At 57.0% G+C, this 472-nt stretch carries 1 protein-coding gene; it reads left to right on the plus strand.

Features of this window, described 5'->3' with window-relative positions:
• Positions 1-258: hypothetical protein (locus ACFWW2_RS12015; RefSeq protein WP_393928319.1), on the plus strand; the 258-nt coding region annotated here is incomplete at its 5' end.
• Between the last annotated feature and the right edge of the window lie 214 nt (positions 259-472).

Raw genomic sequence — 472 nt, forward strand, 5'->3', positions numbered from 1 at the left:
CAGATCTCCTCTGGCGAAATCTCAATCGACCTCCCGCAAGACAGGGTGGCAGCAGTGGCCGGTCAAGACAGCACTGGCGTGACACGAACCTCGCAAACTGTGGACATTATCCCCTCAGAGCGGCCAATCGATATTGGCCTGACCTATCAGATTGCTTCGGATACTCCCGGACCAGACATCTTGTTGAACGCGGGATATCGCGCACAGGGCGGTGACCCAAATCCCTACATTGGGTTTGCGCTCAGTCACAGCTTTTGAGCCGCAGTAAGCGCAGTCTGATCACAGGGAACAATTCCGCAGCCGCCAAAGCCGCACAAGTCTTCGGACGATCAACGCCCTGTAAGCGGTGCGTGGCTCACACCTGTTTGGCGTAACTCCAGGGCATCAGGCTACTGATGTTGGACTGTTTACGCCCGTTTGCGATGGCGGTCGGGGTTTGGGTGAGCCACGTACGCATCGCTCACGATGAACC

It is taken from the genome of Yoonia sp. R2-816 (assembly GCF_046762905.1).
GTDB lineage: Bacteria > Pseudomonadota > Alphaproteobacteria > Rhodobacterales > Rhodobacteraceae > Yoonia.